General features: G+C 51.6%; 25 protein-coding genes and 1 other annotated feature. Of the genes, 8 read left to right on the top strand and 17 right to left on the bottom strand.

What is annotated here, in order from left to right; translation table 11 throughout:
* Window position 1 precedes the first annotated feature (1 nt).
* From ACOQPM_RS22815 to ACOQPM_RS22860, 10 genes are all read right to left on the bottom strand, one after another.
* Entirely contained in the window at window positions 2-418 is a 417-nt protein-coding gene (locus ACOQPM_RS22815) for a type II toxin-antitoxin system VapC family toxin (RefSeq protein WP_420630695.1), read from the bottom strand.
* 110 nt (window positions 419-528) lie between these two features.
* Complete coding sequence (locus ACOQPM_RS22820; protein ID WP_420630696.1) at window positions 529-705, bottom strand: type II toxin-antitoxin system Phd/YefM family antitoxin; 177 nt, start codon at window positions 703-705, stop codon at window positions 529-531.
* A 90-nt stretch (window positions 706-795) separates the two neighbouring features.
* Complete coding sequence (gene dinB / locus ACOQPM_RS22825; RefSeq protein ID WP_420630697.1) at window positions 796-1,863, bottom strand: DNA polymerase IV; 1,068 nt, start codon at window positions 1,861-1,863, stop codon at window positions 796-798.
* Window positions 1,864-2,042: 179 nt separating this feature from the next.
* Window positions 2,043-3,335 carry a hypothetical protein gene (locus ACOQPM_RS22830; protein ID WP_420630698.1) on the bottom strand — a complete coding sequence of 431 codons (1,293 nt, stop codon included), beginning with the start codon at window positions 3,333-3,335 and terminating at the stop codon, window positions 2,043-2,045.
* A 94-nt stretch (window positions 3,336-3,429) separates the two neighbouring features.
* A complete protein-coding gene (locus ACOQPM_RS22835) occupies window positions 3,430-4,533 on the bottom strand; it encodes a M24 family metallopeptidase (protein WP_420630699.1) in 1,104 nt (367 codons plus the stop codon).
* Window positions 4,534-4,620: 87 nt separating this feature from the next.
* Window positions 4,621-5,121, bottom strand: coding sequence for a biotin/lipoyl-containing protein (locus ACOQPM_RS22840; RefSeq protein ID WP_420630700.1), 501 nt, complete (start codon window positions 5,119-5,121; stop codon window positions 4,621-4,623).
* Entirely contained in the window at window positions 5,118-6,476 is a 1,359-nt protein-coding gene (locus tag ACOQPM_RS22845; protein WP_420630701.1) for an NfeD family protein, read from the bottom strand. Before ACOQPM_RS22845 ends, ACOQPM_RS22840 begins: the two co-directional genes overlap by 4 nt.
* A gap of 31 nt (window positions 6,477-6,507) precedes the next feature.
* Window positions 6,508-7,275 (bottom strand): GNAT family N-acetyltransferase, encoded by a 768-nt coding sequence (locus tag ACOQPM_RS22850; RefSeq protein ID WP_420630702.1) that lies wholly within the window; start codon window positions 7,273-7,275, stop codon window positions 6,508-6,510.
* 109 nt (window positions 7,276-7,384) lie between these two features.
* Window positions 7,385-7,861 (bottom strand): NUDIX domain-containing protein, encoded by a 477-nt coding sequence (locus ACOQPM_RS22855; protein WP_420630703.1) that lies wholly within the window; start codon window positions 7,859-7,861, stop codon window positions 7,385-7,387.
* A complete protein-coding gene (locus ACOQPM_RS22860) occupies window positions 7,858-9,114 on the bottom strand; it encodes an ATP-binding protein (protein WP_420630704.1) in 1,257 nt (418 codons plus the stop codon). The genes ACOQPM_RS22855 and ACOQPM_RS22860 overlap by 4 nt, the downstream gene beginning before the upstream one ends.
* Window positions 9,115-9,298: 184 nt before the next feature.
* On the opposite strand from ACOQPM_RS22860, the gene hemW reads away from it, so the two are divergent.
* Together hemW and mobA are read left to right on the top strand one after the other, a co-directional pair.
* Window positions 9,299-10,474, top strand: coding sequence for a radical SAM family heme chaperone HemW (gene hemW / locus ACOQPM_RS22865; protein ID WP_420630705.1), 1,176 nt, complete (start codon window positions 9,299-9,301; stop codon window positions 10,472-10,474).
* Between the two features lie 108 nt (window positions 10,475-10,582).
* Window positions 10,583-11,182, top strand: coding sequence for a molybdenum cofactor guanylyltransferase (mobA, locus tag ACOQPM_RS22870; protein WP_420630706.1), 600 nt, complete (start codon window positions 10,583-10,585; stop codon window positions 11,180-11,182).
* Between the two features lie 42 nt (window positions 11,183-11,224).
* Here the strand turns inward: mobA and folD are convergent, their stop codons facing one another.
* The 5 genes from folD to ACOQPM_RS22895 all read right to left on the bottom strand — a co-directional run bounded on the left by folD (window position 11,225) and on the right by ACOQPM_RS22895 (window position 14,803).
* Window positions 11,225-12,109 carry a bifunctional methylenetetrahydrofolate dehydrogenase/methenyltetrahydrofolate cyclohydrolase FolD gene (folD, locus tag ACOQPM_RS22875; RefSeq protein ID WP_420630707.1) on the bottom strand — a complete coding sequence of 295 codons (885 nt, stop codon included), beginning with the start codon at window positions 12,107-12,109 and terminating at the stop codon, window positions 11,225-11,227.
* A gap of 166 nt (window positions 12,110-12,275) precedes the next feature.
* Entirely contained in the window at window positions 12,276-12,473 is a 198-nt protein-coding gene (locus ACOQPM_RS22880) for a hypothetical protein (protein ID WP_420630708.1), read from the bottom strand.
* A gap of 70 nt (window positions 12,474-12,543) precedes the next feature.
* Window positions 12,544-12,990 (bottom strand): response regulator, encoded by a 447-nt coding sequence (locus tag ACOQPM_RS22885; protein ID WP_420630709.1) that lies wholly within the window; start codon window positions 12,988-12,990, stop codon window positions 12,544-12,546.
* A 392-nt stretch (window positions 12,991-13,382) separates the two neighbouring features.
* Window positions 13,383-14,228 (bottom strand): MBL fold metallo-hydrolase, encoded by an 846-nt coding sequence (locus ACOQPM_RS22890; protein WP_420630710.1) that lies wholly within the window; start codon window positions 14,226-14,228, stop codon window positions 13,383-13,385.
* Window positions 14,229-14,392: 164 nt separating this feature from the next.
* On the bottom strand, window positions 14,393-14,803 hold the full coding sequence (locus ACOQPM_RS22895) for a response regulator transcription factor (RefSeq protein ID WP_420630711.1): 411 nt from the start codon (window positions 14,801-14,803) through the stop codon (window positions 14,393-14,395).
* Between the two features lie 258 nt (window positions 14,804-15,061).
* Window positions 15,062-15,325 (top strand) — a binding site (T-box leader).
* Between the two features lie 38 nt (window positions 15,326-15,363).
* Here ACOQPM_RS22895 and ACOQPM_RS22900 point away from each other — a divergent pair.
* From ACOQPM_RS22900 to ACOQPM_RS22925, 6 genes are all read left to right on the top strand, one after another.
* On the top strand, window positions 15,364-16,071 hold the full coding sequence (locus ACOQPM_RS22900; protein ID WP_420630712.1) for an alanyl-tRNA editing protein: 708 nt from the start codon (window positions 15,364-15,366) through the stop codon (window positions 16,069-16,071).
* Between the two features lie 16 nt (window positions 16,072-16,087).
* Window positions 16,088-16,792 carry a hypothetical protein gene (locus ACOQPM_RS22905; RefSeq protein ID WP_420630713.1) on the top strand — a complete coding sequence of 235 codons (705 nt, stop codon included), beginning with the start codon at window positions 16,088-16,090 and terminating at the stop codon, window positions 16,790-16,792.
* Between the two features lie 18 nt (window positions 16,793-16,810).
* The gene (locus ACOQPM_RS22910; protein WP_420630714.1) at window positions 16,811-17,593 is read left to right on the top strand and encodes a protein NO VEIN domain-containing protein; all 783 of its coding nucleotides are present in this window, start codon (window positions 16,811-16,813) and stop codon (window positions 17,591-17,593) included.
* A 158-nt stretch (window positions 17,594-17,751) separates the two neighbouring features.
* On the top strand, window positions 17,752-21,165 hold the full coding sequence (locus ACOQPM_RS22915; RefSeq protein WP_420630715.1) for an isoleucine--tRNA ligase: 3,414 nt from the start codon (window positions 17,752-17,754) through the stop codon (window positions 21,163-21,165).
* A gap of 122 nt (window positions 21,166-21,287) precedes the next feature.
* The gene (locus ACOQPM_RS22920; RefSeq protein ID WP_420630716.1) at window positions 21,288-23,288 is read left to right on the top strand and encodes an NACHT domain-containing protein; all 2,001 of its coding nucleotides are present in this window, start codon (window positions 21,288-21,290) and stop codon (window positions 23,286-23,288) included.
* Between the two features lie 54 nt (window positions 23,289-23,342).
* Window positions 23,343-23,636: an NACHT C-terminal helical domain 2-containing protein gene (locus ACOQPM_RS22925; RefSeq protein ID WP_420630717.1), complete on the top strand. Its 294-nt coding sequence runs from the start codon at window positions 23,343-23,345 to the stop codon at window positions 23,634-23,636.
* Between the two features lie 58 nt (window positions 23,637-23,694).
* Here the strand turns inward: ACOQPM_RS22925 and ACOQPM_RS22930 are convergent, their stop codons facing one another.
* Together ACOQPM_RS22930 and ACOQPM_RS22935 are read right to left on the bottom strand one after the other, a co-directional pair.
* Window positions 23,695-24,786 carry a transposase gene (locus ACOQPM_RS22930; protein WP_420628758.1) on the bottom strand — a complete coding sequence of 364 codons (1,092 nt, stop codon included), beginning with the start codon at window positions 24,784-24,786 and terminating at the stop codon, window positions 23,695-23,697.
* 135 nt (window positions 24,787-24,921) lie between these two features.
* Window positions 24,922-25,302, bottom strand: coding sequence for an endonuclease domain-containing protein (locus tag ACOQPM_RS22935; RefSeq protein WP_420630718.1), 381 nt, complete (start codon window positions 25,300-25,302; stop codon window positions 24,922-24,924).
* Window positions 25,303-25,321 lie beyond the last annotated feature (19 nt).

The raw sequence follows: 25,321 nt of genomic DNA on the forward strand, positions 1-25,321 counted from the left end.
ATCATTCAAACCAGTTTTCTATTTCCATATCAGAAAATTTTGCAAAATCGGCTACATTACGCGTGACCAGAATCAAATCATTCACCGCTGCGACCGCGGCCATTTGCCCGTCTGGATAGGATGGGGGCAGCCCTTCTCTAGACAATCGCGCACGTTCTTGAGCAAACCAGGTTGCCGCCCTGGTGTCATACGGCAGTATCGGCACTTCCGTACGGAGCATCGTCAAATATTGCTCCAGAGCAATCCGTTTGCGCGATTCGGTCATTCTAAGCACCCTAAATAACAGTTCATGCCAGCTTGTCGTGGCAATTGCTACCGTATCTTCAGCGTTTTCAATACGTTCAACAACAAAGGGGTTTGGCGATTTGCGAACAGGTTCTGAAAGGATGTTGGTGTCGAGAAGATATTTTATTGCCATGGATCGCTATCGGGTGCCGGAGTTTGGTCACGCACATTACCCCAAATCTCATCGGGGTTCATATCCAGTTCAGAAATGTTCCATTTTTGCCGCCATTCCTTGTAGGCTGATCAAAAATCTCGCTTTGACTGGTTGGCTAGCAAACGGCCGTACTCCTCAGCGGAGAGGATGACAGCCACTGGTTGACCGCGCCGTGTTACTTGAACTGGTTGTTTACTTTCTTCCGCATCCCGAACTAGAGCGGCAAACTGGTTGCGGGCTTCAGCAATTGAATAGGTTGTTGCCATCTCACCACTCCTTTATAGCCATCTTTATGGCTGTTTTACACAGAAGTTAGATTGCATGTCAATGGGAAACGGTTTCCTTTGTGTGAAAGTCTACTCTAGGAATTTGAAGCCAAGCTGACGCACTTGGGGAGCCTCAATTTTGCTGATGCCAACGCCCAGCAAGCGCATCTTTTGGCCGGGGGGCCAATGCTCTTCCCAAATTGCTTCGGCAATGGCATAGATCGTCTCCGCATCGTCAATGCCCACCTCCAGCGACCGCTGCCGAGTGAAGGTGGTGAAGTCTGCCCAGCGAAACTTCACGGTAACGGTGTGAGCAACTAAATTGCGCTTTTGCAGCGATTGGGCGACGCGCTCCGCCATCTTTTTTAGCTGCTGCCGCAGCCGCGCCGGGTCGTTTACATCTTGATTAAAGGTCCACTCCTGGCTAATGCTTTTGGCCATGCCCCGCTCTGCTTTGACGGAACGGCCGTCCACCCCCCGCGCCCTCTCCTTTAACGATGCTCCCTGGCTGCCCAGCACCCCTTGCAGCAGCCCTAAATCTGCCAGTGCTAGCTGCTCGCAGGTGTGGATGTTGAGCTTGGCTAACTTTTCGGCCGTGCGGGGGCCAATGCCGTGAATGGCGCGAGTGGGCATCGGGGCTAAAAAGGCAGCTTCATCCCCTGGCAGCACTACCGTAAACCCTTCCGGTTTTTCATGGTCAGAGGCCACTTTGGCAACGAGTTTGCTACTGGCCAACCCCACTGAGCAGGGCAGATGGCTCTCTGCCTTTACCTTCGTTTTAATCTCTGCCGCCTTCGCCTCTGGGTCATCCCACGCCGACAAATCGACATACGCTTCGTCCACGCTCATCTGCTCGACGGGGCCGTACGCATCCAAAATGGCCATCACCTGCCGCGAACTGCTGTGAATGCGCTCCCAGTTGGCGGGGGCAATTTTGAGTTCGGGGCAAAGGCGAAAGGCCGTACTCATCGGCATGGCGGAGCGTACCCCTAGTTTACGTGCTTCATAGCTGGCAGAGGCCACCACCCCGCGCTGGTCTGGCTGGCCGCCGATTGCTAACGGCCGTTCCTCATCCTCCGGGTGATCCAAAATATGCACATTGACATAAAATGCGTCCATGTCCAGGTGCAAAATGGCTCGGGGCCATTTCTTTGCCACAGAGGGCACAGAGGTTTTTGAGATGGAGGTTGATTTCTCTTGAGTTTTGGTTTGCTCAGACTCTTTTTGAGCGGAATCGTCCTTTTGAGAACTGGACGCAGGGGGCGCAGAGGTTTGGGAATTCGAACTCAACTCCTCATTTTCCTCTGTGTTCTCTGTGGCTTTCTTAAAATTTTCGCTCATGGCGCGTAATTCTCCGGCTCAATGGGAGCCTGAGCAGGTGGCTGGGGTGCGCTGAAATAGGTTTGCAGGCTCAACTGCGTCAGAGGAATGATGAGCTGCTGGGCTTCATTAGCAATTTCGCCAAAGTTGCCGCCCAAAAACCAGATAGCTGCCCCTTTCACCTCTGGGTACGGAGCATACAGCCGCGCTGCCCATTCAATGTCGCGCAGTGCTTGCTCCGGCGGCGGCACCGTCTCATACGTCCAGCCCCACTCGGTAATGAGCACCGTGGGGCGGGGGATGCCCAGCCCGTCGGCCACCTGGAACAGCGTCTGGAAGCGTCCCAGCTTGTACGGATATTCATGGCCGATGTCGTCTACCAAATAGCTGTATTCATGCAGGGCGATGGCCAGCCTGTTGGGATTGTTGCCCGCCAGCCGCAAAAAGGCAACCATGCTTGGCGTTTGCCAATCTTCTGGCTCCGGCTCGCCAGAGGCCCAGCCAAAGGCCGCCCAGCGGAAGCCATCGTTCAGTGCCAGTTCAGCCGTTTTTAGCGCAAACTGCCCCAGCCACTCCGCCACGTTTTTATCCACCTCGTTTATCGTTTCCAGCCAAACCAGGTTAGGGTCTAGCTCTGGCGGGAAGGCATCGCGGTGCATTTGCCAATGGAGGTCGGCCGCTTGCTCCGGCGGCAGGCTGTAGTTGGGGACGTTCCAGTCGTAATCGGAGCCACCCAGCGAGGCGCGGCGGTAAACCAGCACGTGCGGCACGCCGCTTTGCCGCATGATTTCTTGCGCCACAAAGAGCGGCTGGGCGTTGTCCACGCTTTTGAGGAAGAAGGGAATGCCCGCCGCGTCCAGAGCGTGCATCCAGGCTTCCAACCCCTCGCTATTGCCGCCGATGCCGGTGTGGAAACCAATTTTTACGGGAGCCAGCGTTAATCCCTGGGCGGCGAGTTCATTGCGAACGGCCGTAAAGTCCACCGTGGGGATGGGCGTGGGCGAAGGAACGGCCGTGTTGGTGGGGGGGAGCGGCGTGGCCGTGGCCGCCTCATCCCCGCCAACGAGCGGTAGAAAAATCTCACTGCCTTCACCGTCCAGCGTGGCGGCGGGTGGCGGGGTAAAAATAAGCGTGGTGGTGGGGCTGCCTGCGGGATATGGTTCTGTTTGGGGTGGGGTTGCTGTTGGCAGTGGGTATCCCGCTGGCGATGGCGTGATTTGGCTGAGGGCAGGCGGCTGCGGCGTGGCTGTGGGGGTTGGTGGTGATTGGCAGGCGGAGACGGCCGTTACCCACAACAAACTAATTAGCAATCGCAGGATTAGCCCCCTCCCTAGCTCTCCCCCTCTCAGAGGGAGGGAAAAAACTCCCTCTCCCTTTAAGGGAGAGGGTCGGGGTGAGGGTAAATTATCCAACCGTAATCAACTCTCGCGTCATCGTCGTGAGGCTGCGGTGGCCGTCTGGGGTAATGACGATGTTGTCTTCAATGCGAACGCCAGCGCGACCTGGCAGATAGATGCCCGGCTCCACGGTAAACACATTGCCCGCCACCAGCGGCTCGGTATTGGCTTCCATCATGTAGGGTGGCTCATGCCCTTCCACGCCCAGGCCATGCCCGGTGCGGTGGATGAAGTAGTCGCCGTAGCCAGCATCGTCAATCACTTCGCGGGCGGCGCGGTCTACGTCTTGCCCCGTTGCGCCAGGGCGCGAGGCCAGCACCCCCTGCTGGTTCGCCAGCTTTACCGTTTCGTAAACGTGGCGCAGTTCCGCATCAATGGCACCTACAGCAAAGGTGCGGGTAATGTCCGATGGATAATCATCCACCAAACAGCCCCAATCTATGACCAGAAGATCGCCTTCTTGCAACGGCCGTTCCGTGGGCGTGGCGTGGGGTGAAGCCCCGTTGGGGCCGCCAGAAACGATGGGGCCAAAGAAAATGCCGTCGGCACCTTCGTTTAGCTGAAGCTGGGTGAGCATGGCGGCAATTTGCTTCTCCGTCATGCCAATCTCAATTTGCGGAATGAGTCGCTCCATGGCTCGTTCTGCCACGCCGATGGCCCGCTCTATCGCCGCGATTTCTTTGGCATCCTTCACGGCGCGTAGAGCCATCAGGATGGGTTCGGCGTGGGTGGTGGTAAGGCCAGGTGCGTATCGCTTGAGCAGCTCCAGCTCCAGCACGCGCATATGCAGTGCCTCTACGCCCAGCAAATAGTCAGACAGCTCCAGATGGGCACACGCTTGCTGGAAGGCTGCCGTGTACCCTTCGTCGTCGCTCCAGCCAAAGATGCGCTCCTCTGGGATGCCCGCAGCGCGCGCTTTCATCGCTTCTAGACCAGGAATGACGATGGCGGGTTCGTCGTCGGCGGGGAAGAAGAGCACAATCGGCCGTTCGCTAACGTGGGAGTGGATGCCGCTGAGGTAGGCCATGTTGGGGCCAGGCACCAGGGCAATGCCATCTACGCCATGTGCCAGGATTTGGTGGGTGAGTTTGTCGAGGCGGTTTTGGTTCATGTGGTCGGTTCCTTAAAAAATTAGCCACGGATTACGCGGATTTGCCGGATTAAAAACTAAAATCCGCGTAATCCGTAGCAGAAATTCTTACGATCCATCCAGTTCGATAAGGGGGACGCCTGCCTGGACGGATTCGCCTTTGGTGCAGTGGATGGCAGTGACGGTGCCGCTGGTGGGTGCCTGGATGGGGATAATCATTTTCATGGATTCCAGCAGGATAAGCTTGTCGCCTTCTTGCACTTGCTCCCCCTCGCTCACCAAAATATCGGCCACGACGGCGGGGATGGTGGCGGCAAGGGAAGCGTCGTGGCTGGCTGCGCCACCGCCGCGCGGCAAAACGCGTTCGTACTGGTGGGTACGGCCGTTTACCCACAACATCCGCTTGGTTCCATCCTTATGCCCCACCAGCCGCCACTGTTGCCGAGAGCCATCGGGCAGGGTGCGTTCTAGTAAGATGCCATCTTCGTTTTGAGCCATCAGTTGGAAAACGGCCGTTTCTCCATCCAGCTCCACCCGAATTTCTGACCCCAGTCGGTTGGCTTGGACGGTTTTTTCCTTGTTGTTTTGGCGTAGGATAAATTGTGTCATGAGGCGGGCTGCTCCAGAGCGGCCGTATCAGCGACGGGTTCAACTTGCAACTTCATCCCCTCCATTTGGTTCACACGCACCTCGTTCCCAAATTCAATAGGTTGGCTGGCAGTGGCTTGCCAAATTTCGCCTTTGAGCATGATGGTGCCTCGGTAGAGGCTGCCGGCTTCATCAAACGTGTCTCGCGCAGTGCCAATTTGGCCTACCATGCCTTGCTGCCCGGTAATTGGCTGCCGCCGTTGGGCACGGATGGCAAAGGTGAGGATGAAAATGAAGAAAGCGGCCGTTCCGATGGCAATGGCAATGGCGGCGGGAATGGAGAGGCGCACAAATTCCGGCGTGCCGGAGTTGAACAGCACCAGCAGCCCTGCGATGAGCGTAATGGTGCCAGTAACAGCCAGCGCGCCGTTGGTGGGCGTGGCCACTTCTAAGGCCAGCAGCACAAAGGCCAGAATAATCAGCCCCATGCCCAGCCAGTTGACGGGTAGCTGCCCCAGACCAAACAGGCCAATCCCCAAAAAGAGGACGCCGATAAAGCCCGCCACCCAGCCGCCGGGGTTAGAAATTTCGATGATGATAGCCTGAACGCCAATAGCCATCAAAATGGAGACCAGCACTGGGTTGGTGAGGGCTAGCAGCAGATTTTCGATGAAGGTGAGGGGGATGGAGGTTTGGGTGGAAACGGCCGTGTTCAACACCATCTCTTCACCATTGACGATGACGGTACGGCCGTCTAATTCAGCCAGCAACGCTTCCGGCGAGTCGGCGATGGCGTCAATAAAACCAGCTTCTAGCGCCTCGTTGGCACTCACTGCGCGGGCATCCTCAATCATTGCTTCGGCTAGGGCAACCGCCTCTGAGCCACGCCGCTCCGTCAAACCGCGCATCATCGCCTTCATATCCTCCACCACTTTGCGGAACGCGGTATCGCCAATGTCAGAGCCATCTGAGTTGATGGGAGAAGCCGCACCGATAACCGTTTCGGGAGCCATGCCTGCGGCGTGAGCAGCGGCCGTAAGTACTGCCCCTGCCGAGGCTGCCTGTGCCCCACGCGGCCCGATGTACATGATGATCGGAATCTCCGAAGCGCGGAAAAGCTGCACAATCTCACTTGTAATGATTACATCGCCACCGGGCGTGTCCATGATGATCAGCACGAAATCTGCCCCAGATTCAACCGCGTCTTCTAGCCCCCGCTCAAAATAAGTGTGCATTACCCCAAAAACGGGCCCATCAAATTCCAGCACCGCGACTTCACTATTTTGAGCCAATGCAACATTGACCTGCCAAAAACACATAGTGAAAAGAGAAAGAAATGCCAAAATCGATAAGTAGTAAGAATATCGTTTATTCATAAAAGTACTCAACAGTTCACAACAACGATAGCTAAAAAGTTACGCGCAATAGCCGTGTTTGTGAATACATGCCGGCACGTTCCAAAGTTTTCTTGGACAAGTGATTGTAATACCAACAGCCTGCTATTGGTTGCAAACCTTGCTGGTGGCACGCATTAATGAGCAGAGTGACGATAGCCGTTCCAGCACCTTTTTTGCGGAATCGTTCAATGACAAACATGCCAAGGCTGGCTGTTTTGTCTAGCAAATTGCTTTTTTCTAAAAAGCCAAAACCAACACATGCTCCATTTAACTGTACCAAAAATAGCTCCTGACTTTGAATATGCTTGGGAATGTCGCCAAAAAAATCGCCTGAACCGTCTTTGATTAGCGCGACGTCTTGCTCTTTTGCTAAAGTTAGTTTGTAGTCGGTGGGCTTGTGCTCGTTTGCAGATGGTGTGGCAAAGAAATAGGCATGCCTGTTCAACTGTTGGTATTCATCTAACGCATGCGATAGAAAGAATTCATCACAAGTGGGCACAAACGCAGCTTGCACCTCTTCTAGCTTCTTGATTTTGGCGAAAATGTCTTGCCCATAATGCCGAAATGTTGGCAGCAGTGAGTATTGGGTAACGAGGCTACCTTTATGAATTGATGTAAACCCAGCATATTCCCCTGACAGAAAAATTTGGTAATGTGCTGATTCCAGAATATGACCTTCAAAAAAAGAATCAACAGCCGAAGGCAAAGAAATAAGATGCTGCTTTAGAGCATCGCTAACAGTATTAAAGTCGCTTGGCCTAAAAGAAATCTTCAACATTTATTTTTTTCATTGCAAAGAGTTCAGAACGGGGAAAGAATCTGTTCCAAGCTCATCAGCTCTTAGCGTTTATTTTTGGATAGATTAAGTCGTCATGCTGCTTAAAGGTTCATGAAATTTTTTGATTTTCTAAATAAGCGACCTGACCATGATCATACTGCTGCCAGGCTGCCAAGACACGTGTTTTTAATGAACTTGTCATGGCTTTCGGCAAATCATCGCAGCTGAAAAAGGCGAATTCGCTTAATTCTGCGGCTGGCAGCTTAATTTCATTGATTTCCGTATCGTGAAGCACACCCCCATCAAAAACAAACATTAAGGATTCCGTTTTGGGGCCGACCCGGCTGCTGTAGTCAATGACCAACAGTGCTCCAGGTACCCGGTTTAGCCCAAGCTCCTCGAACACCTCACGTTGGCAACATTGTTTTGGCGATTCGTTTTCTTCTACCACGCCGCCAGGAATTTCCCAGCCAGGTTTGTATGTTGGTTTTACCAGAAGAACTTCTTGCTTTTCGTTAAAGAATAAGCAGCCTGCGCCCATTCGCTTTTTTGGTAGCGTGTCGTAGAAATCGGGATTGGCGGTCATAGCAGTCCGGTTGGGGGGAGTTCCAAACGCAGAGCGATGATAAATTCGCTGCCTTCCTTGTTGCTGCTTTCGGCCCAGATACGGCCGTCGTGCAGTTCCACTAGCTCTTTGGCAATAGAAAGCCCTAGCCCCATCCCCTCGTGCTGGCGGCGCAGGGGGGATTCCACCTGGTAAAATCGCTTGAAGATGCGCTCTAACTGGTCTTCTGGCACGCCAATGCCGCTGTCTTTGATGCGGAACCACGCTTCGCGCCCCTGGCGTTCTACCTTGATTTCAATGCGCCCACTCCTTGGCGTAAATTTGACGGCGTTGTTGAGCAGGTTGCCAATGATCACTTCCATCACGTCTTCGTCTACCACCACAAGCAGCTTGTCATTTGGCAGGTTAACATGAACGGTCTGCTCTTTAGCAACGGCCGTTTCGTCTCGTTCCAGGTTCATATTGCGAACCAATGTTATCAGGTCTGCCCGCGTGCGCGTGAGTGAGGTTGTGCCAGCATCCACATAGCGCAAATTGAGCATATCTTGGATGAGGGTGCGTAAGTGAACGGCCGCTTGCAACACATTGTCGAACTGCGCCGTCATTTCTGGCCCGGCCTCGTCTCGTAAAAAGGAAACGTAGCCCAAAATGACAGACAGCGGGGTGCGAAGCTCATGCGAGGCGATGGCGATGAAGTCCGTTTTTAGCTGATCCAGCTCGTTGAGTTCGGCATTGGCCTGCTGTAGCTCGGTGAACAGGCGGGCTTGCTCCACTGCCACCCCCGCAATATCGGCCAAAATTGAGAGCGTTTCAAAATCCTGCACAGAAAAATCGCCCCCGCCTCGTTTATTAAGCGCTTCCAGCACGCCCATCGGTTCCTGCCCTACATTGTGCATGGGCACGCCCAAAATGGAGCGCGTGCGGAAGGCAATCGCGTCATCCACATTTTGGTTCCAGCGTGGATCTTTCGACACATCTTTAATGTACATGGGCTTATTCTGGGTGAGAATGGCCCCGGCGATGGAGTCATCTAGCGACACCGCCATGTCTGCCATCTCTGGCGGTACTTCATTGGACGATGCCTTAAAGTGAAGCTGCTGTGTTTTGGGGTCCAGCAACAAAATGGAGGCGGCTTCAGCCTGTGTGAGTTCGGCGGCTTCGGAGATGATACGCGAGAGAAGATGACTTAAATTGGTGGTGGCATTAAGTACGCGGCTGATCTCAACCAGGCGAGCCATTCGTTCGGCGTTTAATTTGGGACGCTGTGTTTTCATAATATTTCCTTCCGCAAGGGATGAAGATTACAGCCTGTTTCTCCAGTTGTCTTTGTGGATATGATACGGTATGCTGAGTGCTTAGACAAGCGGGGGGAGGGGAGATTGGAGACTGGAGAGTGGAGATTACCAATCTCTAATCTCCAGCCCCTAATCTCCCAAAAATTGAGAGAAAACGAACAATATGACTGCAACCAGTATCAGCCTCTACCTGCATATTCCCTTTTGCAAACATCGCTGTGCGTATTGCGATTTCAACACGTACACCAGTCTACTGGACTTGCGCGAGGCGTATGCTGAAGGGTTGGTGACGGAACTGGCGCAGGTAGCGGGGGAGGCACGATGGCCAGCGCACACCATCTTTTTTGGTGGCGGTACGCCGTCGTTGATGTCGCCTGCCTCGCTGGGGCGCATTTTGGATGGGGTGCGGGCATACTTTGCGCTAGCGGCTGACGCTGAAGTGACGATGGAGGCAAATCCGGGAACGGTGGATTTGGATTATCTAACGGCCGTTCACCAAGCAGGAATCAATCGGATCAGTTTTGGCGTACAGAGTGTGATTCCGTCTGAGTTGGCACTGCTGGAGCGGGAACATGATTTTGCGACGGTAGTTGAGGCTGTGCAGATGGCGCGGCAGGCTGGATTAGACAATTTTAATTTGGATCTGATCTATGGTATGCCGGGGCAAACGCTGCCAAGCTGGGAACAAAGTTTGCGAGCCGTGCTGGATTTAGATCCCGCTCATCTTAGTCTCTATTGCCTGACAATTGAGCCGGGGACGCCAATGCAGCGATGGTTGCTGAACGGCCGTATCCAGCCTCCAGACCCCGACCTCGCTGCTGACCAATACGAGTTGGCCTGCGCTTTGCTGGCGGAACATGGTTACGACCATTACGAAATTTCTAACTGGGCCAAACCGGGCAAGGCGTGTGAGCATAACCTGACGTACTGGCGCAATGGCGACTATTTAGGGCTGGGTGCAGGCGCGCACGGCCACGCCGCCGGGGTGCGCTACCATATTGTGAAACAGCCGCGCGTTTACCTGCGTCGCTTACAGGAATCTACTGTGCCGGGCTATCCGTTGTCTACGGCCGTTGCCGAGAGCCACGCCGTTAGCCGCAATGAAGCAATTTCCGACACGATAATGACCCAACTGCGCTTACTCAACGAAGGGCTGGATTTGGCCGCCTTTGAAGCCAAATTTGGGCAGTCGGTGGCCGAAATTTATGACGGTACGCTCGATCAGATGCTGGCGTGGGAGCTGGTTGGGGTGCAAGACGGCCGTCTCCGCCTAACGCAAAAAGGGTGGTTTCTGAGCAACCAAGTCTTTTACCGATTCATGTTGGATGAAGCATCGTAATCGGTAATCTGTAGGGGAGAGGCAGGTGGGAAAAACCTGTGCAAAGCAACGAAACTCCAAACCACCTGCCTCTCCCTCGTCTCTTCTTCAAAAAACAAAAGGTAAATCATGGCAAACAAATTAACGGTGGCCATCATGGCAGGGGGTAAAAGTAGCCGTATGGGAAAGGATAAATCGTTTGTGCTGTTTAACGGCCGTCCCATGATCGAAATTGCGCTGGAAACCGTAGCTGGTTTAGGCGATGAAACCCTGCTCATCACTAACAAGCCGGGTGCGTACGCCCATTTCAATTTGCCGATGGTGTCTGATATTTATCCAGATCATGGGCCGCTGGGGGGAATTTATACGGCCGTCCACGCCGCCACGTACCCCCACACCGTCGTCGTTGCCTGCGACATGCCTTGGCTCAATCGCTCACTGCTAGAATACATGATCACCCTGCGGGAAACGGCCGATGTTATCGTGCCGCGCTGGGAGAAGTTCCCAGAGCCGCTCCATGCCATCTACAGCAAAGCGTGTTTGCCTGCCATCGAGGCCAAGCTCAAAGAAAAGCGTCTAAAAATTACCGGATTTTTTGGTCAGGTGATCGTGCGATTTGTAGAGCGGGGAGAGATTGAGCAGTTTGATGCGAACGGCCGTTCCTTCGCCAACATCAACTCGCCAGAGGACTTAGAGGGAGCCAGTGATCAGTTTTCAGTAAATCAGTAGGTCAGTGTCTTGCGACTGACCTACTAATTACCGACCTACTAATTACTGTTTTGCTACTGCAATTTCCGCTGCACGGAATGTATTTCTCATTAACATAGCAATGGTCATCGGGCCGACGCCGCCGGGGACAGGGGTAATCGCGCCAGCCACCTCGGCCGCGCTGTCGTATTCCACGTCGCCTACCAGTCGGTAGCCACGTTCCCGCGTATCGTCATCTACGCGATTGATGCCTACGTCAATGACAGCCACGCCCGGCTTCAGCATATCCCCCTTGATCATCTCTGCCCAGCCAATGGCGGCCACCACAATATCCGCCCGCTTGAGGTGTTCATTCAAATCTTTGGTGCGGCTGTGGCAAATGGTGACGGTGGCATTTGCTTTTTGCAGCAGCATAGCCATTGGCAGCCCCACAATATTAGACCGCCCCACAATGACCGCCTCGGCACCGCTGGTTTCTACGCCGGCGTCTGCCAAGAGCTCCATACAGCCAGCAGGCGTGCAGGGAATAAACAGTGGGTCGCGCCCTTTCATGGCCAAACGACCGATATTCACGGGATGAAAGCCGTCAACATCTTTTTCCAGGTCAATACTGTTAAGAACCGCTTCTTCATCAATATGCTTGGGCAGGGGGAGCTGCACCAAAATGCCGTTGATTTCTGGATCGGCATTGAGCTTGGAAACAAGTGATTCTACTTCTTCCTGAGAAGCATCGGCGGGCAGCTTGTGCCCCACAGAGCGAATGCCCAGCCGCTCACACATCCGTTGTTTGCTCCGCACGTAGGTTGCCGAGGCGGGGTCTTCGCCAACCAGCACGGTTGCCAAGCCGGGGGTGTAATTATGCTTCTCTTTCATTTCGGCCACGGCCGCAGCCACTTCGTCTCTTACTCTGGCGGCAACTTTTTTTCCATCAATGATTTTTGCTGACATATTGAAATCCTTTTGAGTTGGTGGGTAAACGGCCGTTGTCAAAGAGAGGTAGATGGTAAACGGCCGTTTACAGAATAGTGAGAAAACAAAAAAGGCCTCCTAAGATTGGAGACCTTGCCAATTATAAATATCGAAACAACACTGACATCCAACAAAACACGAATAGCTACTTTGGCAGCATCTCAGTGCTTAAAAATTTGTCCAGCCAGATGGCTACAGCACATCCCAACGATAGTGCAGTAAAGAATGTGTAATAAACGCCATACTCTTCCAGCGTTGTGCCAATAAGCTGCACAACGATAACCGTGAGGCCAAAGCCGACCAACAAAGAAACAACACCTATACCTAATCGCTTTAACAGCATAATTATCTGCCTCCGAAAAATCTTGTGTTTTTTATCACAAAGTAGGCAAATCGGCAACGCGAAAGTGAGTTCAAGTTGCCTCTACCGAGCCAGGATCAGACACATCTTCATCAAATGGAATCAAGGCGTCTTGAACGTGCTGAGTCAACTCTTCTGGGGAAATTGGCTTGGTTAAATAGACGGTTGCCCCAGCGCGTAAGCCTTTGTTAATACTGTCCAAATCAGTTTTTGCACTTAACATAATGACAGGTAATTCGGCTGTGGCTGCCTCGCTGCGAATCTTTTCACAAACAGTAAAACCGTCCATGCCAGGCATCATCACATCAAGCAAAACGACATCGGGTTGGTTTTTACGTACTTTGTCCAAAGCGTCGTACCCATCTTCCGCTTCAGAAACATGAAAGCCTGCACGAACAAGCATTAGCCGCAGCAAGGTGCGCGCCATTGGCTCATCATCAACAATGAGCACAGATTGGTGAATGCTGTCGCCGGGAGCGGCTGTGAATTGTCTCGCCAAAATGAATACCTGCGTATCAACCAAACTGTAATTGTGATTGCAGGGCGTACCTGCTATTGGTTGCCTAATTATTGTAAACCATTCTGATTTTCCGGCAAAGACATTCAAGCCCAAATTTGAATACATCAATTGCTAAGTAGCCGTTCGGAAATAACTTAGTGGTTTCGGACCAACGGCTACCTTAAGTCTATTCACCAATGCTGCATTTTTTGCGAATGGGCACGAAATATTTAAGCATTTCTAGCAACAAACTCATGTTACACAGCGTAGATTTCAAAAGTCTCGTATCTCTCTGGCAAATAGCGGAACTACCTGCAAGACTTTTGAAATCTTTTCACTGGAAGTGTGTAAACCAGTAACAAAGTGGTTTTTTCAAGGCAAACGGAGTGGAATCAATCCGGCAGATCCTCTAGAGGTAGTGAAATTGTTAACCCTTCACGCGCTAAAATTGTTTTGGGGAAGACAGTGCGTGCTTGAACCAGAATATCGTCTAAATCATCATCAGAAAGGTCAGGCGAGTAGTGAAACAGTGCCAGGCATTTGACTCTTGCTTCGATAGCAGCTTGTACAGCCTCTTGCCAGGCCGAATGTCCGTATTCGTTGAACTTCTTCCGCTCCTCGATAGTGGAAAAATGAGAATCGTGCACTAGAAGATCTGCCCCCTCTGCCAGGCGCAAAAGGTTTGGATCGAAACCATCATCATAATGCGTGACATCGCTGCAATAAACAAATACATGCCCATTGTCTTCAATGCGAAAACCAAGGCAGCCACCGGGATGGTTAAGATCAGACGCCGTTACCCGTGTGTTATCTCCAATGATGATGGTTTCACCATCCTGAATTTCTTTTACGATGAGATCCGCCGGCAAAGATTTATAGGCAAAGGGCAGGTAGGGTTCGATGAATTGTCCTGCCATTGTTTCTTCTAGCTGTTTGTCAACACGCCGTTTGCCAACGAGTACAAAGCGGTTGTTACGGCCGAATATGGGCGCAAAAAATGGAAAGCCTTGAATGTGATCCCAATGGGTGTGGCTAATGAGAATGTTGCCGATGATGCGGTCAGGATTGTTTTTTACAAGTGCTTTGCCCAAACGTCGAATACCAGACCCGGCATCAATAATAATTAGCTGTTGGTCAGATGTTCTTAACTCGACACACGAGGTATTGCCGCCGACTCGAATTGTTTCTGGTCCTGGGGTGGGGATTGTGCCCCGGACACCCCAAAATCGTATCTGCAAGATTGCCCCTTTGTTAAGCGAATAATAGATTTTCCTGACGGAATCGGATGGAGTATATCAAAAATTGATAGAGAGCGATATATAGGTCCCGTAAATTTGCAGAATAAAAAAGGCTCACTTGCATGGCAGGTGAGCCTGATGAAAGCTAAATATTGGCGTTTGAGTTAGGAACTTATTTCCTGCTGAGTTTGCGCTTTGCTGCTGATGACACGTTCAACGCTATCTAAAAGTTCTTGAGGGCCAAACGGTTTGGTGATGTAATCATCAACACGGGCAATATGCAAACCCAAAACGCGGTCAATGCTTTGGGCTTTGGCAGTCACCACAATTACTGGGATGTCACGCATTTCCTCAGAGGCTTTCATCTTTTGGTACACTTCCCAGCCATCCATTTCTGGCATCATGAGATCGAGCAAAACGAGGTCTGGTTGTATTTCACTTATTTTGGACAAGCCTTCGTGTCCACCTACGGCACCGGTGACGTCAAACTTGTTGCGACCCAAAATGAGCTTCACCAGTTCAATCATTTCTAGTTCGTCTTCGATGCAAACTACTTTTTTGGTTTCGTCTGCCATTACAATTTTCCTCAGTTAAGTGTGACTATCTAAAGAGTATCACAAGCAAGATAGGTTGTCTACATATTATTCTTGCTGGCAATGTTACATTTGACCTACCGCATTGCCGTTGCCTGTCTTTGGACAAGGTGCTGCTTGGGCAGTGTACTGGAATCTGTTTTCATGATCCATATGATTTGAGTAAGGGGTTCAGCTTTGTTGGACGATTTTTTGACAGTAAACGGCCGTTTTGGCATAATCTTACTCACTTAAAAACAGAAACAAGCGTTGATGGAGACGAGTAGCTTGGTAAGCTGGTTTAGCGAACCTGAGGTGGTGGAAGTCAGGTACAGATGAGCAAGTGAAAATCCCTCCGGAGCTTCTGACTGAACGGCCGAGTGCTGGCACAAGTAGGCTCAGACGGATTCGTCCCACGTTAGCGGGATTGCAGCCATTCTTAGGTGGTTGGTTGAGTGTCTGGCGTATAATCATACGTTAGGAACTTGGGTGGTACCGCGGAGACAATGCGCCTTCGTCCCAAAAGTGGGATGAAGGCGTTTTTTTTATGTCTGGAGGACACAATGGCAGAGTTGCTCTATTTGACGGATGCGTATGTGCAAACTTTTGAGGCGATAGTTACGGCCGTTACCGACGACGGCCTGGTGCTGGATAAAACCGCTTTTTACCCCGGCGGTGGCGGCCAACCGTGCGATTTTGGCACGTTGACTGCTGACGAGCAGCGTTGGGATGTGACGAAAGTAAAGCGGGTGAGCGGCCAAATTGTGCATTTTGTGGCTGGCGAGAAGCCTGGGGTTGGCACGGCCGTTACTGGTCAACTCGATTGGGATCGCCGCTACAAACTGATGCGTACCCACACAGCAATGCACATTTTGTGCGGCGTCATTTGGCGGGATTACGGCGCATCGGTGACGGGCGGCAATATGGATCCGCTGAAAGGGCGCATGGATTTTGAGTTTGAGACGATGCGGCAGGAGTTGGTGGCTGAAATTGAAACGGCCGTAAACGCCGAAGTCGCCGCCGCCCGTGATACCCGTGTACAAATTTTGCCGCGCGAGAAAGCATTCCAGATTCCCGACCTAATTCGCACCAAGATCAACCTGTTGCCAGAGGGAATTAAAGAAGTTCGCACAGTGGAACTGATAGGGCTTGATTTGCAGGCAGATGGCGGCACGCATGTAAAAAACACGAGCGAAGTCGGCCGTATGCGCATCACCGATTACAAAAGCAAGGGCAAGATCAATAAGCGCATCTACGTGGAACTGGAATAATCCGCAGATAAAAATTATGAGATTTATTGTTAAAGAGCAAGATTACGAGAAACCAATTGGTGCCGGCCTGTTGCGGTACGAACTGGATGGCGTGCCTACGGGTGCTATGGAGCAGTGGCGGTTAACCGAAGCCGCCGATGGTTATGAAGTGCTGCGTGTGGATTTGGATGCGCGGGAAGCAGCCTCCGGGCATTCGTATTTATACCATTTGGTGCGGCGGACAGACGGTGCGCCGGAGCGGTTAGCCTACCGTTTTTGGGGCAGTGGCTTGCACGGCAAGCTGCAAATTGAGGGCACGCTGCTCTTTTCAGAGACAAATATTACGGGGACGCGGGCGGTAAACGGCCGTACCTACCACGAAGACCTTAACATCGAACCCGGCACGCTCTTCTGGTTTCCTTCGGCGATTGGGCTGGGGTTGGTTCTGCAAGCGAAGAAGGTGGCGGGGAATACGGCCGTAACCCTCAACGGCAAAATTGGCGGCGAAGACACATTGGCCATGCAGCAGGTCTCGGTAGACGTGGATTTCTTGATTACCGACACCAAACCGATGGAGGTTGCTGGCAAAACGCTTGAGACCGTGCCAACAATGGTGCGCTGGAACGACAACCAACGCATCGTTATCCGCGACCAAAATTATTGGCCCGTCGCCATGCAGCGACCCAACTTTGCTGATGGTAAACTGCTTTTGGCAACAGAAACGCGATACATTTGGTATTAAATTTTCAGGAAATTACCAATGGCTTTTCCAAAATATAGTGAAATCCAGATTCCTCTTCTCATTGAGATAAAGAAACGAGGCGGAAGCGTTAGACCCTCGGCTCAGGATAAACAGGGCCGTACGGTTTATAAAGCATTAGCTGATTATTTCGATTTGGGAGACATAGAAAGAGCAATACTAGTAAAAGAGGGTTCTCACGATCTTAAATGGAATAATATGGTCAGGTGGGCTAGGAATGACCTGAGAAAATTAAACTATATTGATGGTTCCAAAGATGGTGTTTGGACTTTATCCGAACAGGGTGAGGAGTTTCTTAGGAGTACTCTTCAACAGGAAATAGAAGAAGGCAATTCCGAAACTGAGTATGTAATCTCACCAAGAGAATTTGCAGTTGTACAAGAGAAAAATCTAGAGATTGGTGAGCTTGGAGAGGAGTTTGTACTTGAGACTGAGCGCAAAAATCTTTTGTTCAACAGCAAGCCTGCACTAGCAAAAAAGGTAAAACAAATCTCGAAAGAAAATGTTGCTGCTGGCTACGATATATTATCTTTTGATACCGAAGGTAGAGAAAAATATATCGAGGTAAAGACAAGTCGAGGTAATCGAAAAACTTTTGAACTTACGCGAAATGAGCGGGAAAAGGCTAGAGAACTAGGTGACTCTTATTGGCTTTATAAAGTTACGGATGTTGAAACAGAGCCGAAATTAGAAATGTTTCAAAACCCAAGTCAATTAATCGAAAATGGAGTTTTTGTCTTAAGGGCAACAACTTGGCAGGTGATGTTAGGTGAAAAATCATAGTAACAATTTCCATAATGAAATAAATTTATTGTCTAAGCGAATTACTGGCCCCGACACGGCCGTTTCCCACCACATCCCTGCCACACCGTTGTCGGGTATCCAATGACCATTCAAAATTAATTATTCACGATTCACAATTATCAACCGGAGTAAACATCATGTCTTTCAAAGACGTTTCCAACAAAGTCAACTTTGTGGAACTAGAACAAGAAATTCTCAACTTTTGGCAAGAAACCGATGCCTTTAACGAGCTACGCCGCCTGCGGGCGGGCAGTGGCAAGCGGTTTAGCTTCATCGACGGCCCCATCACCGCCAACAACCCGATGGGCGTGCACCACGCCTGGGGCCGCACCTACAAAGATTTGTACCAGCGGTACCATGCCATGCAGGGCAAAAACCTGCGCTGGCAAAACGGTTTCGACTGCCAGGGGCTGTGGGTCGAGGTGGAGGTGGAAAAAGAGCTGGGCTTCAAAACTAAGCGAGACATCGAGGCGTTTGGCCTGGAAAAGTTTGTCAAGCTGTGTAAGGCGCGGGTGCTGCATTATGCGGCCGTTCAAACTGAACAATCAATCCGGCTGGGGTATTGGATGGATTGGAACAGCCCGGATGAACTGCGTCGCCTCAGTGCCCTCATGAAGGACGACCCGCTTCAAGAAACTATCATCCAGGGCCCGAACGGGCCCATCAGCGGTACGGTGGAGCAGCTTGTGGGTATGTTGGGTTTGCCAGAGGTGGGTGGTTCTTACTTCACCTTCAGCAACGAAAATAATTACATGATCTGGCGATTTTTGAAGATGTGCCGTGACAACGGCTGGCTGTACAAAGGCACGGACGTGATGCCCTGGTGCGCCCGCTGCGGCACCGGCATCAGCCAACACGAAATCGTCACCGATGGCTACTTTGAAGTGACGCATGATTCCGTGTTTGTGAAATTTCCCATCGTGAGCAAGACATCCGTTTTCTTTGAGAAAACGGATGTCTCTCAAGAAGCACTGCTGGTTTGGACGACGACGCCGTGGACGCTCACGAGTAACGTAGCAGCGGCCGTTGGCCCCGAACTAGATTACGTCAAAGTGCAGCACGAAGATGGCTGGACCTATTATTTGGCCGAAGAAGCTGCCAAAAACACGCTCATCGGTAAATATGAAGTAGTAGGCAAGCTGAAAGGTGAAGAACTAGTCGGCTGGGAATATCGTGGCCCGTTTGATGAGCTGCCAGCGGCGATGGGTGCGTTTGCCGAGGCGGGTTACACCCATCGCGTCATCACCTGGAAAGAGGTGGGCGCAGATGAAGGGACGGGCATCGTCCACATCGCGCCCGGCTGCGGGGCGGAGGACTTCCAGTTAAGCAAGGAGCACGATCTGCCCATTATCGCGCCATTGAACGAAAGTGGCGTCTACATCGCCGGATTTGATTGGCTAACCGGCCAACATTCGCAAGAAGTGGCTGAGGCCATCTTTGAGAATTTGCGCGAGAAGGGCGTGTATTACCGCAAGCAGCGGTATGCCCACCGCTACCCACACTGCTGGCGCTGCGGCACGGAGCTAGTTTATCGCTTGGTAGATGAATGGTTCATCAGTATGGGCGAGCTGTACGACAAGCCGCGCGAAGAGGTGACTGAAGCTGAAAAGAAAGCGAGTTTGCGCTACCAAATCATGGATCGCGTGGACAAAATCAACTGGTATCCCAGCTTTGGCTATGACCGGGAGATGGATTGGCTGCGTAACATGCACGACTGGATGATCTCCAAGAAGCGGTATTGGGGCTTGGCACTGCCCATCTGGGAGTGTGAGGAATGCAGTCACTTTACGGTTGTTGGCGATGAGGATGAGCTGGAAGAGCGTGCTGTGGAAGGCTGGGAAAAGTTTGAAGGGCACACGCCGCATCGGCCGTACATCGACGAAGTAAAGATCGCTTGCGAGAAATGTGGCGGCAAAGTGAGCCGCATCAAGGACGTGGGCAATCCGTGGCTGGATGCGGGTATCGTGGCGTTTAGCACGTTAGGCTATCGGCACCATCCCGATTTGTGGGAAAAGTGGTATCCAGCCGACTGGATCAGCGAATCGTTCCCCGGCCAGTTCCGCAACTGGTTTTATAGCCTGCTGGCGCAAAGCACCGTTTTAGGTGACGAGTCGCCGTTTTTGAATTTGTTTGGTTACTCAACGCTTTTGGCCGAAGACGGCCGTGAGATGCACAAATCTTGGGGCAACTCCATCGAGTTCAATGAGGCGGCTGACCAGATGGGTGCGGACACGATGCGCTGGCTGTACGCAAGCTGCAAGCCGGAGCAGAATTTGCGCTTTGGTTTCAATCGTGGTGATGAAACGCGCCGCCGTTTTCTCATTCCGCTGTGGAATGTTTATTCGTTCCTGGTGTCTTACGCCAAGCTGGATGGCTGGGAACCGTCGGTGCAAGATTTTATGGACAATACGCCGTCTTCCAATGCGGCGAATGCCCAGTTGGATGCGTGGATTAAAGAAAGGGTGGATGAAACGGCCGTTTCCGTCCGCAACTCTCTCAACAAGTATGACGCCGAAAGAGCCACCCAAACATTGGAAGCGTTGCTGGATGACCTAAGTAACTGGTACGTGCGCCGCAGCCGCCGCCGCTTCTGGAAAAGCGAAGCCGACGCGGACAAAAACGCTGCGTATCGCACGCTGTATCAGGTGATGGTCAAATTTATCCGCCTGTTGGCACCTTTTGTGCCTTTCACCACCGAGGTGATGTACCAAAATTTGGTGCGGAACGTAGATGCCAATGCGCCGGTGAGTGTACACCACACGCTTTACCCCAATGCAGATGCAGCTTCGCTCGACCGCCGCCTGCTGGACAAGATGGGACTAGCCATCACCACCGCCAGCCTCGGCCGTTCGGCACGTAGCTCCGAGGACATCAAGCTGCGGCAGCCGCTGGCGAAGGCGCGGGTGAATGTGGGCAGTCAGCAGGCGCAGGATGATTTGCAGGAGTTGGCTGATGTACTGGCCGAGGAGATCAACGTCAAGGAAATTGAGGTGGTTTCTGAGGTGGGCGAGTTGGTGAATTACAAGCTGATGCCCAATAATCGCGTGCTGGGGCCGAAGTTTGGCAAGAATTTCCCCAAGGTGCGGCAAGCGCTGATGGCGCTCGACCCAGCCGAGGCGGCGCGTACCTTGCAAGCTGGCGACTCACTCACCGTCGAAGTAGCTGGTGAAATGGTGAGCCTGGATGATGAGGATGTGTTGGTGCAGACGGAATCAAGGGGTGGAACGGCCGTTGCCTCTGACAAAGGCGTGACCGTAGCAGTAGACACCGAACTGACGCCCGCTCTCGTCCAAGAAGGCTATGCCCGCGACGTGGTGCGCCAGGTCAACAACATGCGTAAAGACGCCGGTCTGGAAATCTCCGACCGAATCGCGCTGAGTTACCAGGGCGCATCTAGCGATGTCGCCGCTGCGCTGACCAACTTTGCCGAGTATGTGCAGCAAGAAACGCTCACCGTCAACCTGCAATCTGGTCCAATGAGCGACGCTTTGTACAGCCAAACCGTATCCATCGGCGACCAGGATGTAACGTTAGAACTGCGAAAAGCATAAATTCAACGTAGGGGCGCGGGGGCGCGACGCGACGCGCCCCTACAAACCCCGCACAAACAAACAGAATTTGGTATCATTCTTCCATTGCCAGCACATTGAAATGGCCTTGTTTGGAGGATTTGATGCCGAAAACGATTCCCCCAGAAATTCAAACATCGATAACCCAAGCTGTAAATTGGCTTTGGGAAAAATATGGTCAATCATCTTATGACCAATCGAACGATTTTCAAGTTTCAATTTATCAATTGCTGGAACAACATTTCGATTTGTCTGACCTGTACGACCTCTGTTTCAAACTCAGTATCGATTTTGAAAACCTCAATGGACAAAATAAGCGGGATAAAGCCCGTGAAATTGTTTCATATTGTCAGCGGCACGATCTCCTCCAAGAGTTAAGAACATCTCTTGCTGAACTTCGACCCAAAATAGCCTGGCCTGAGGCTGATACACCTTCATCAACCGATAAATCTTACAAAGCGACCTGGCGTGATGGTGTTGAAAAGTATTATAAAAGCTTGTTTGTTCAGGTTGGCTTTGTGCGTATTTTGGGGCGAATGGAGTCTGAGCCGCTGGAAAATGTGTTCACGCATGTGAATGTGATGGACAAGCTGACCGCTGAACAGCGGTACAACATTGCCAAACTGAAAGAGGAATTTGACCCGCGTGACTTTTCACGGATGGAGCGGGTGCGGCGCGTGGCGGGGGATGATGCTGTGGCTGAATTCCCTAAGCTGTTTATTTTGGGGAAGCCTGGATCTGGTAAAACAACTTTTCTTAAGCATACCGCGCTGCGAGCCATCAAGCATGAAATCAAAAAGGTGCCGCTGTTTGTGCCCCTGAAAGAGCTGTCTGATTCCGGGATGGGTATCGTGGAGTTTATGATCCACCAGCTGAATGTACACCGTTTTCCAGAACCAAAGATATTTTTGACGCGACTGCTCGAAAATGGGGATGGGTTGGTGCTGTTTGATGGGTTGGATGAAGTGAATTTAGAAGACAATAATCGTTCAGAAATGATTAAGCAAATCAATGACTTTGTTTATCGTTATAGCGACTGCCCCACGCTGATAACTTGCCGAATCGCGGCTACTGATTACAGCTTTACCCAATTTGAATACGTGGAAATGGCTGATTTTGATGCCAAACAGATGGCAAACTACATTGATTTGTGGTTTGTAGGCGACGACGTAAAGCGTGACAGTTTTAAGAAAGCATTGCTGGAAGATGACAATTACAAGCCAGTGCGGGAGCTAGCGCAGGTGCCGCTGCTGCTGGCGCTGCTTTGTTTGGTTTACGAGGAGCGGAATGAAATCCCGCCAGAGCGCAGCGAAATTTATGAAGAGGTGATGCGCGCTTTGCTGAGCAAGTGGGACGCCAGCCGAAACATTCGCCGAGATGATGTGTACCAGCAGCTTTCTTTAGGGCGAAAGCAGAAGATGTTGGCCGCTATTGCGGCTAAAACATTTGAGCAAGGGGACTATTATCTCCGAGAAAAAGAAGTGGTGCGGTTGATTGATGGCTATTTGGCGGGTATGCCGGGGTTGGAAGAGCCTGATGCTGAGCTGGTTTTGCAATCTTTGGAAGCGCAGCACGGCATTTTTATAGAGAGGGCACGGGGCATTCACTCATTTAGCCATTTGACGCTGCAGGAATATTTTACGGCACGATATATAGTTGACAATGAGAGTCGGGGAACGGTTGAGCGTCTAATGAACCATGTGGGGGATGCTCGATGGAACGAAGTATTTCTAATGGTGGCAAGTATGCTGGAAGATGCTACCGAATTCGGTGAGCAGTTTATAGTTGCTGTCAATCAGTTTATAGTGCGTGATGAACATTTAACCAAACAAGTATATTCGGTCGCGGAAAGTAGTGGGGCAAAACGAGTAGGCAATAGACCTGCTGCCAGCCGATCTTTTTTGCATTCTATTGTCCGCAATCCTGACTTTGATTTCACTCTGAAGCAGAGTGACGATTCTCTCATTCTTAAACCTCTCCACGATGTCGTTGATCGCACTCTCGCTTTTTCCCTCGACCATAATCTTGCGATTGATTTTATGCTCAACTTTCATATCAAAGTCATCTGTGATTTTGATTTCCCGTCTGCCCGCTCCGATGCTTAGGCCCTTGCCCTTCATGTTGCTGAACGGCGGCAACTTCTGGATCTGAAATCTGCTTTGAAAGTTTTGGCCTTGCCTGATGAGTCGACGCCAATCCAAGTAAAGCGTGAGTTTGATAAAAAACTTGCTTCTATTCTGGGCCAATATCGAGATCAGTGGGATCCGTTTCGCTTGCTAGCTGTTAAACGAGATGAGGGGTTTCCACTGAAGTGCTTTTCCGAGGAACAAATGGAGGCCTGGGCGGATTATTTACAGGCAAATCTGCTGCTGGTGCGCTGTTTGCAAGTAGCGTATGTGCCCAATCGTCAGGCGTTAGAAGATAAGATTTTACTGCCGCCGGATATGTGGTAAACCTCACCCCAGCCCTCCCCTTGCGGGGGCTGAGGGGAGGACACCTTTTCAGGCAAGCCTAGGGTCGGGCAAGAATTGTAAATTGTAAATTGATAAAATGGTTATGTCTCAAAACAAACTCAAAGAAGAATTGAAGCCCCTCTTTGAACAAACTCCAATGACGACGTATACGGCCGTCTGCATGACGCTGCATTGGTTGAGCAAGACCTTGCGAAACCGCAACGCTTCCCAAAGCAAGCGACCAAGCATAGGCGACCACCAGGAGAACAAGCAGACGATCCATATGGTCTGGATGACTAATCCGACTGTCTGCCCAATGCCAGCCACCGCTTTTGAGGTCGCGGAAACTTTGCTCCTGCCAATTGCGGTTGGCATACTCAAAGCCAGTCAGCGTAGTGTCATTGGTTACCAACGCCCATGCTTGGTCATAGCCTGCGCTCCAAATCGCATGTGCGGTTGCTGGCAACCGGCCGCGCTGCTTGAAAGCGAGTCCATCAGCCGACCACTGTTGACCAGCCTGTACCATGTTGGCAATGGCAAAATCGCCTGCCTCGGTGCAGATTTTGGTCATGCTGGTAACGCGAAACAGATAGCACCAACCCAAGCTGGCCACAGCCTGACACAAATCAGGAGATGTCCCAATCCCTCGGTCAGCCAACACCACGACGTTTCTGTCTGCTGCAATGCCCTTCTTGACAGTTTGCAACAGGGCTGTGACCATGCCAACTTGCCCCTCGGCTGGGTACTGGTCATGATTGTTGGCAATATAACAACGCCAGGCCAGAGGGATACAACGTCCTTCCCAGGCAGCGCCAACCACCATGGCAGCCAAGCGGTCTTGCAACTTTGTCTCATCCACCAGCAGATAAAGCTTGCCTGGTGGCAACTGGCTGACAATCCAGGCTGTCCATTGGCTGAAGAAGGCTTGCAGAGGAAAACGTTTGTTGTCCAGAAAACGTCGCAAGCGACGGGCACAACTTTCGACCCTCTCGCCTGTAGCAACCTGGCGGGCAATCTGTTGCTGTTGGCAGCTTTCTGCTCGCATGATGCCCAGGCTAAACAAGCCGACGTTATCGACTTGCCAGCTATTGAGACAAGGCAATTGGCTGGCGATTGTTTGATTCCATTGATAAAGTACTGGATAGCTCATTTTGGCCTCCTTCTGACGTTTTGGAACACATCAGAATTGTCCTTGATGAGCTATTCTTTTTTCAACCCTCTAAACATGTCCTCCCCTCAGCCCTGGTAGGGGAGGGCTAGGGTGGGGGTCGATTTTCCAACAACCCTAATCTTCCCCCAGCAAAGATACATCCCCATCACAAACAGCCAAGATCGTTTCTAAAACAGCCTCGGTTTGCTGCAAAATAGTGACGTTGGCGAAGCGCAGCACGCGGTAACTTTCTTCCTCCAGCCATTGGGTACGTTCACGGTCTGCTTTTTCCTGAAAGGCATAAATGTCTCCATCAGCCTCGACAACCAGTTTTTTCTCCACACAGCAAAAATCAACAATGTACGGGCCAATGGGATGCTGGCGGCGAAATTTGTAGCCGCCTAGCTGCTTGCGCCTGAGGCGTGACCAGAGGTGCTTTTCTGCTTTGGTGGGTTCATGCCGCATTTTGCGGGCGAAGTAGGTTAGGGGTGGGGGGATGCGGTGGTTCTTGGGCATAGGGAATTATACCAAAACC

It is taken from the genome of Candidatus Leptofilum sp. (genome assembly GCF_965223525.1).
Lineage (GTDB): Bacteria > Chloroflexota > Anaerolineae > Promineifilales > Promineifilaceae > Leptofilum.

Bases quoted from the DNA above. Each gene is read 5' to 3' on its own strand.
- mobA (WP_420630706.1), top strand. From the start codon at position 10,583: ATGGCAAACAAATTAACGGTGGCCATCATGGCAGGGGGTAAAAGTAGC.
- ACOQPM_RS22880 (WP_420630708.1), bottom strand. From the start codon at position 12,473: ATGCTGTTAAAGCGATTAGGTATAGGTGTTGTTTCTTTGTTGGTCGGC.
- ACOQPM_RS22835 (WP_420630699.1), bottom strand. From the start codon at position 4,533: ATGAACCAAAACCGCCTCGACAAACTCACCCACCAAATCCTGGCACAT.
- ACOQPM_RS22850 (WP_420630702.1), bottom strand. From the start codon at position 7,275: ATGTTGAAGATTTCTTTTAGGCCAAGCGACTTTAATACTGTTAGCGAT.
- ACOQPM_RS22935 (WP_420630718.1), bottom strand. From the start codon at position 25,302: ATGCCCAAGAACCACCGCATCCCCCCACCCCTAACCTACTTCGCCCGC.
- ACOQPM_RS22910 (WP_420630714.1), top strand. From the start codon at position 16,811: ATGGCTTTTCCAAAATATAGTGAAATCCAGATTCCTCTTCTCATTGAG.
- ACOQPM_RS22905 (WP_420630713.1), top strand. From the start codon at position 16,088: ATGAGATTTATTGTTAAAGAGCAAGATTACGAGAAACCAATTGGTGCC.
- ACOQPM_RS22900 (WP_420630712.1), top strand. From the start codon at position 15,364: ATGGCAGAGTTGCTCTATTTGACGGATGCGTATGTGCAAACTTTTGAG.
- ACOQPM_RS22815 (WP_420630695.1), bottom strand. From the start codon at position 418: ATGGCAATAAAATATCTTCTCGACACCAACATCCTTTCAGAACCTGTT.
- ACOQPM_RS22915 (WP_420630715.1), top strand. From the start codon at position 17,752: ATGTCTTTCAAAGACGTTTCCAACAAAGTCAACTTTGTGGAACTAGAA.
- ACOQPM_RS22895 (WP_420630711.1), bottom strand. From the start codon at position 14,803: ATGGCAGACGAAACCAAAAAAGTAGTTTGCATCGAAGACGAACTAGAA.
- ACOQPM_RS22920 (WP_420630716.1), top strand. From the start codon at position 21,288: ATGCCGAAAACGATTCCCCCAGAAATTCAAACATCGATAACCCAAGCT.
- ACOQPM_RS22860 (WP_420630704.1), bottom strand. From the start codon at position 9,114: ATGAAAACACAGCGTCCCAAATTAAACGCCGAACGAATGGCTCGCCTG.
- ACOQPM_RS22855 (WP_420630703.1), bottom strand. From the start codon at position 7,861: ATGACCGCCAATCCCGATTTCTACGACACGCTACCAAAAAAGCGAATG.
- ACOQPM_RS22840 (WP_420630700.1), bottom strand. From the start codon at position 5,121: ATGACACAATTTATCCTACGCCAAAACAACAAGGAAAAAACCGTCCAA.
- ACOQPM_RS22820 (WP_420630696.1), bottom strand. From the start codon at position 705: ATGGCAACAACCTATTCAATTGCTGAAGCCCGCAACCAGTTTGCCGCT.
- ACOQPM_RS22845 (WP_420630701.1), bottom strand. From the start codon at position 6,476: ATGAATAAACGATATTCTTACTACTTATCGATTTTGGCATTTCTTTCT.
- hemW (WP_420630705.1), top strand. From the start codon at position 9,299: ATGACTGCAACCAGTATCAGCCTCTACCTGCATATTCCCTTTTGCAAA.
- folD (WP_420630707.1), bottom strand. From the start codon at position 12,109: ATGTCAGCAAAAATCATTGATGGAAAAAAAGTTGCCGCCAGAGTAAGA.
- ACOQPM_RS22930 (WP_420628758.1), bottom strand. From the start codon at position 24,786: ATGAGCTATCCAGTACTTTATCAATGGAATCAAACAATCGCCAGCCAA.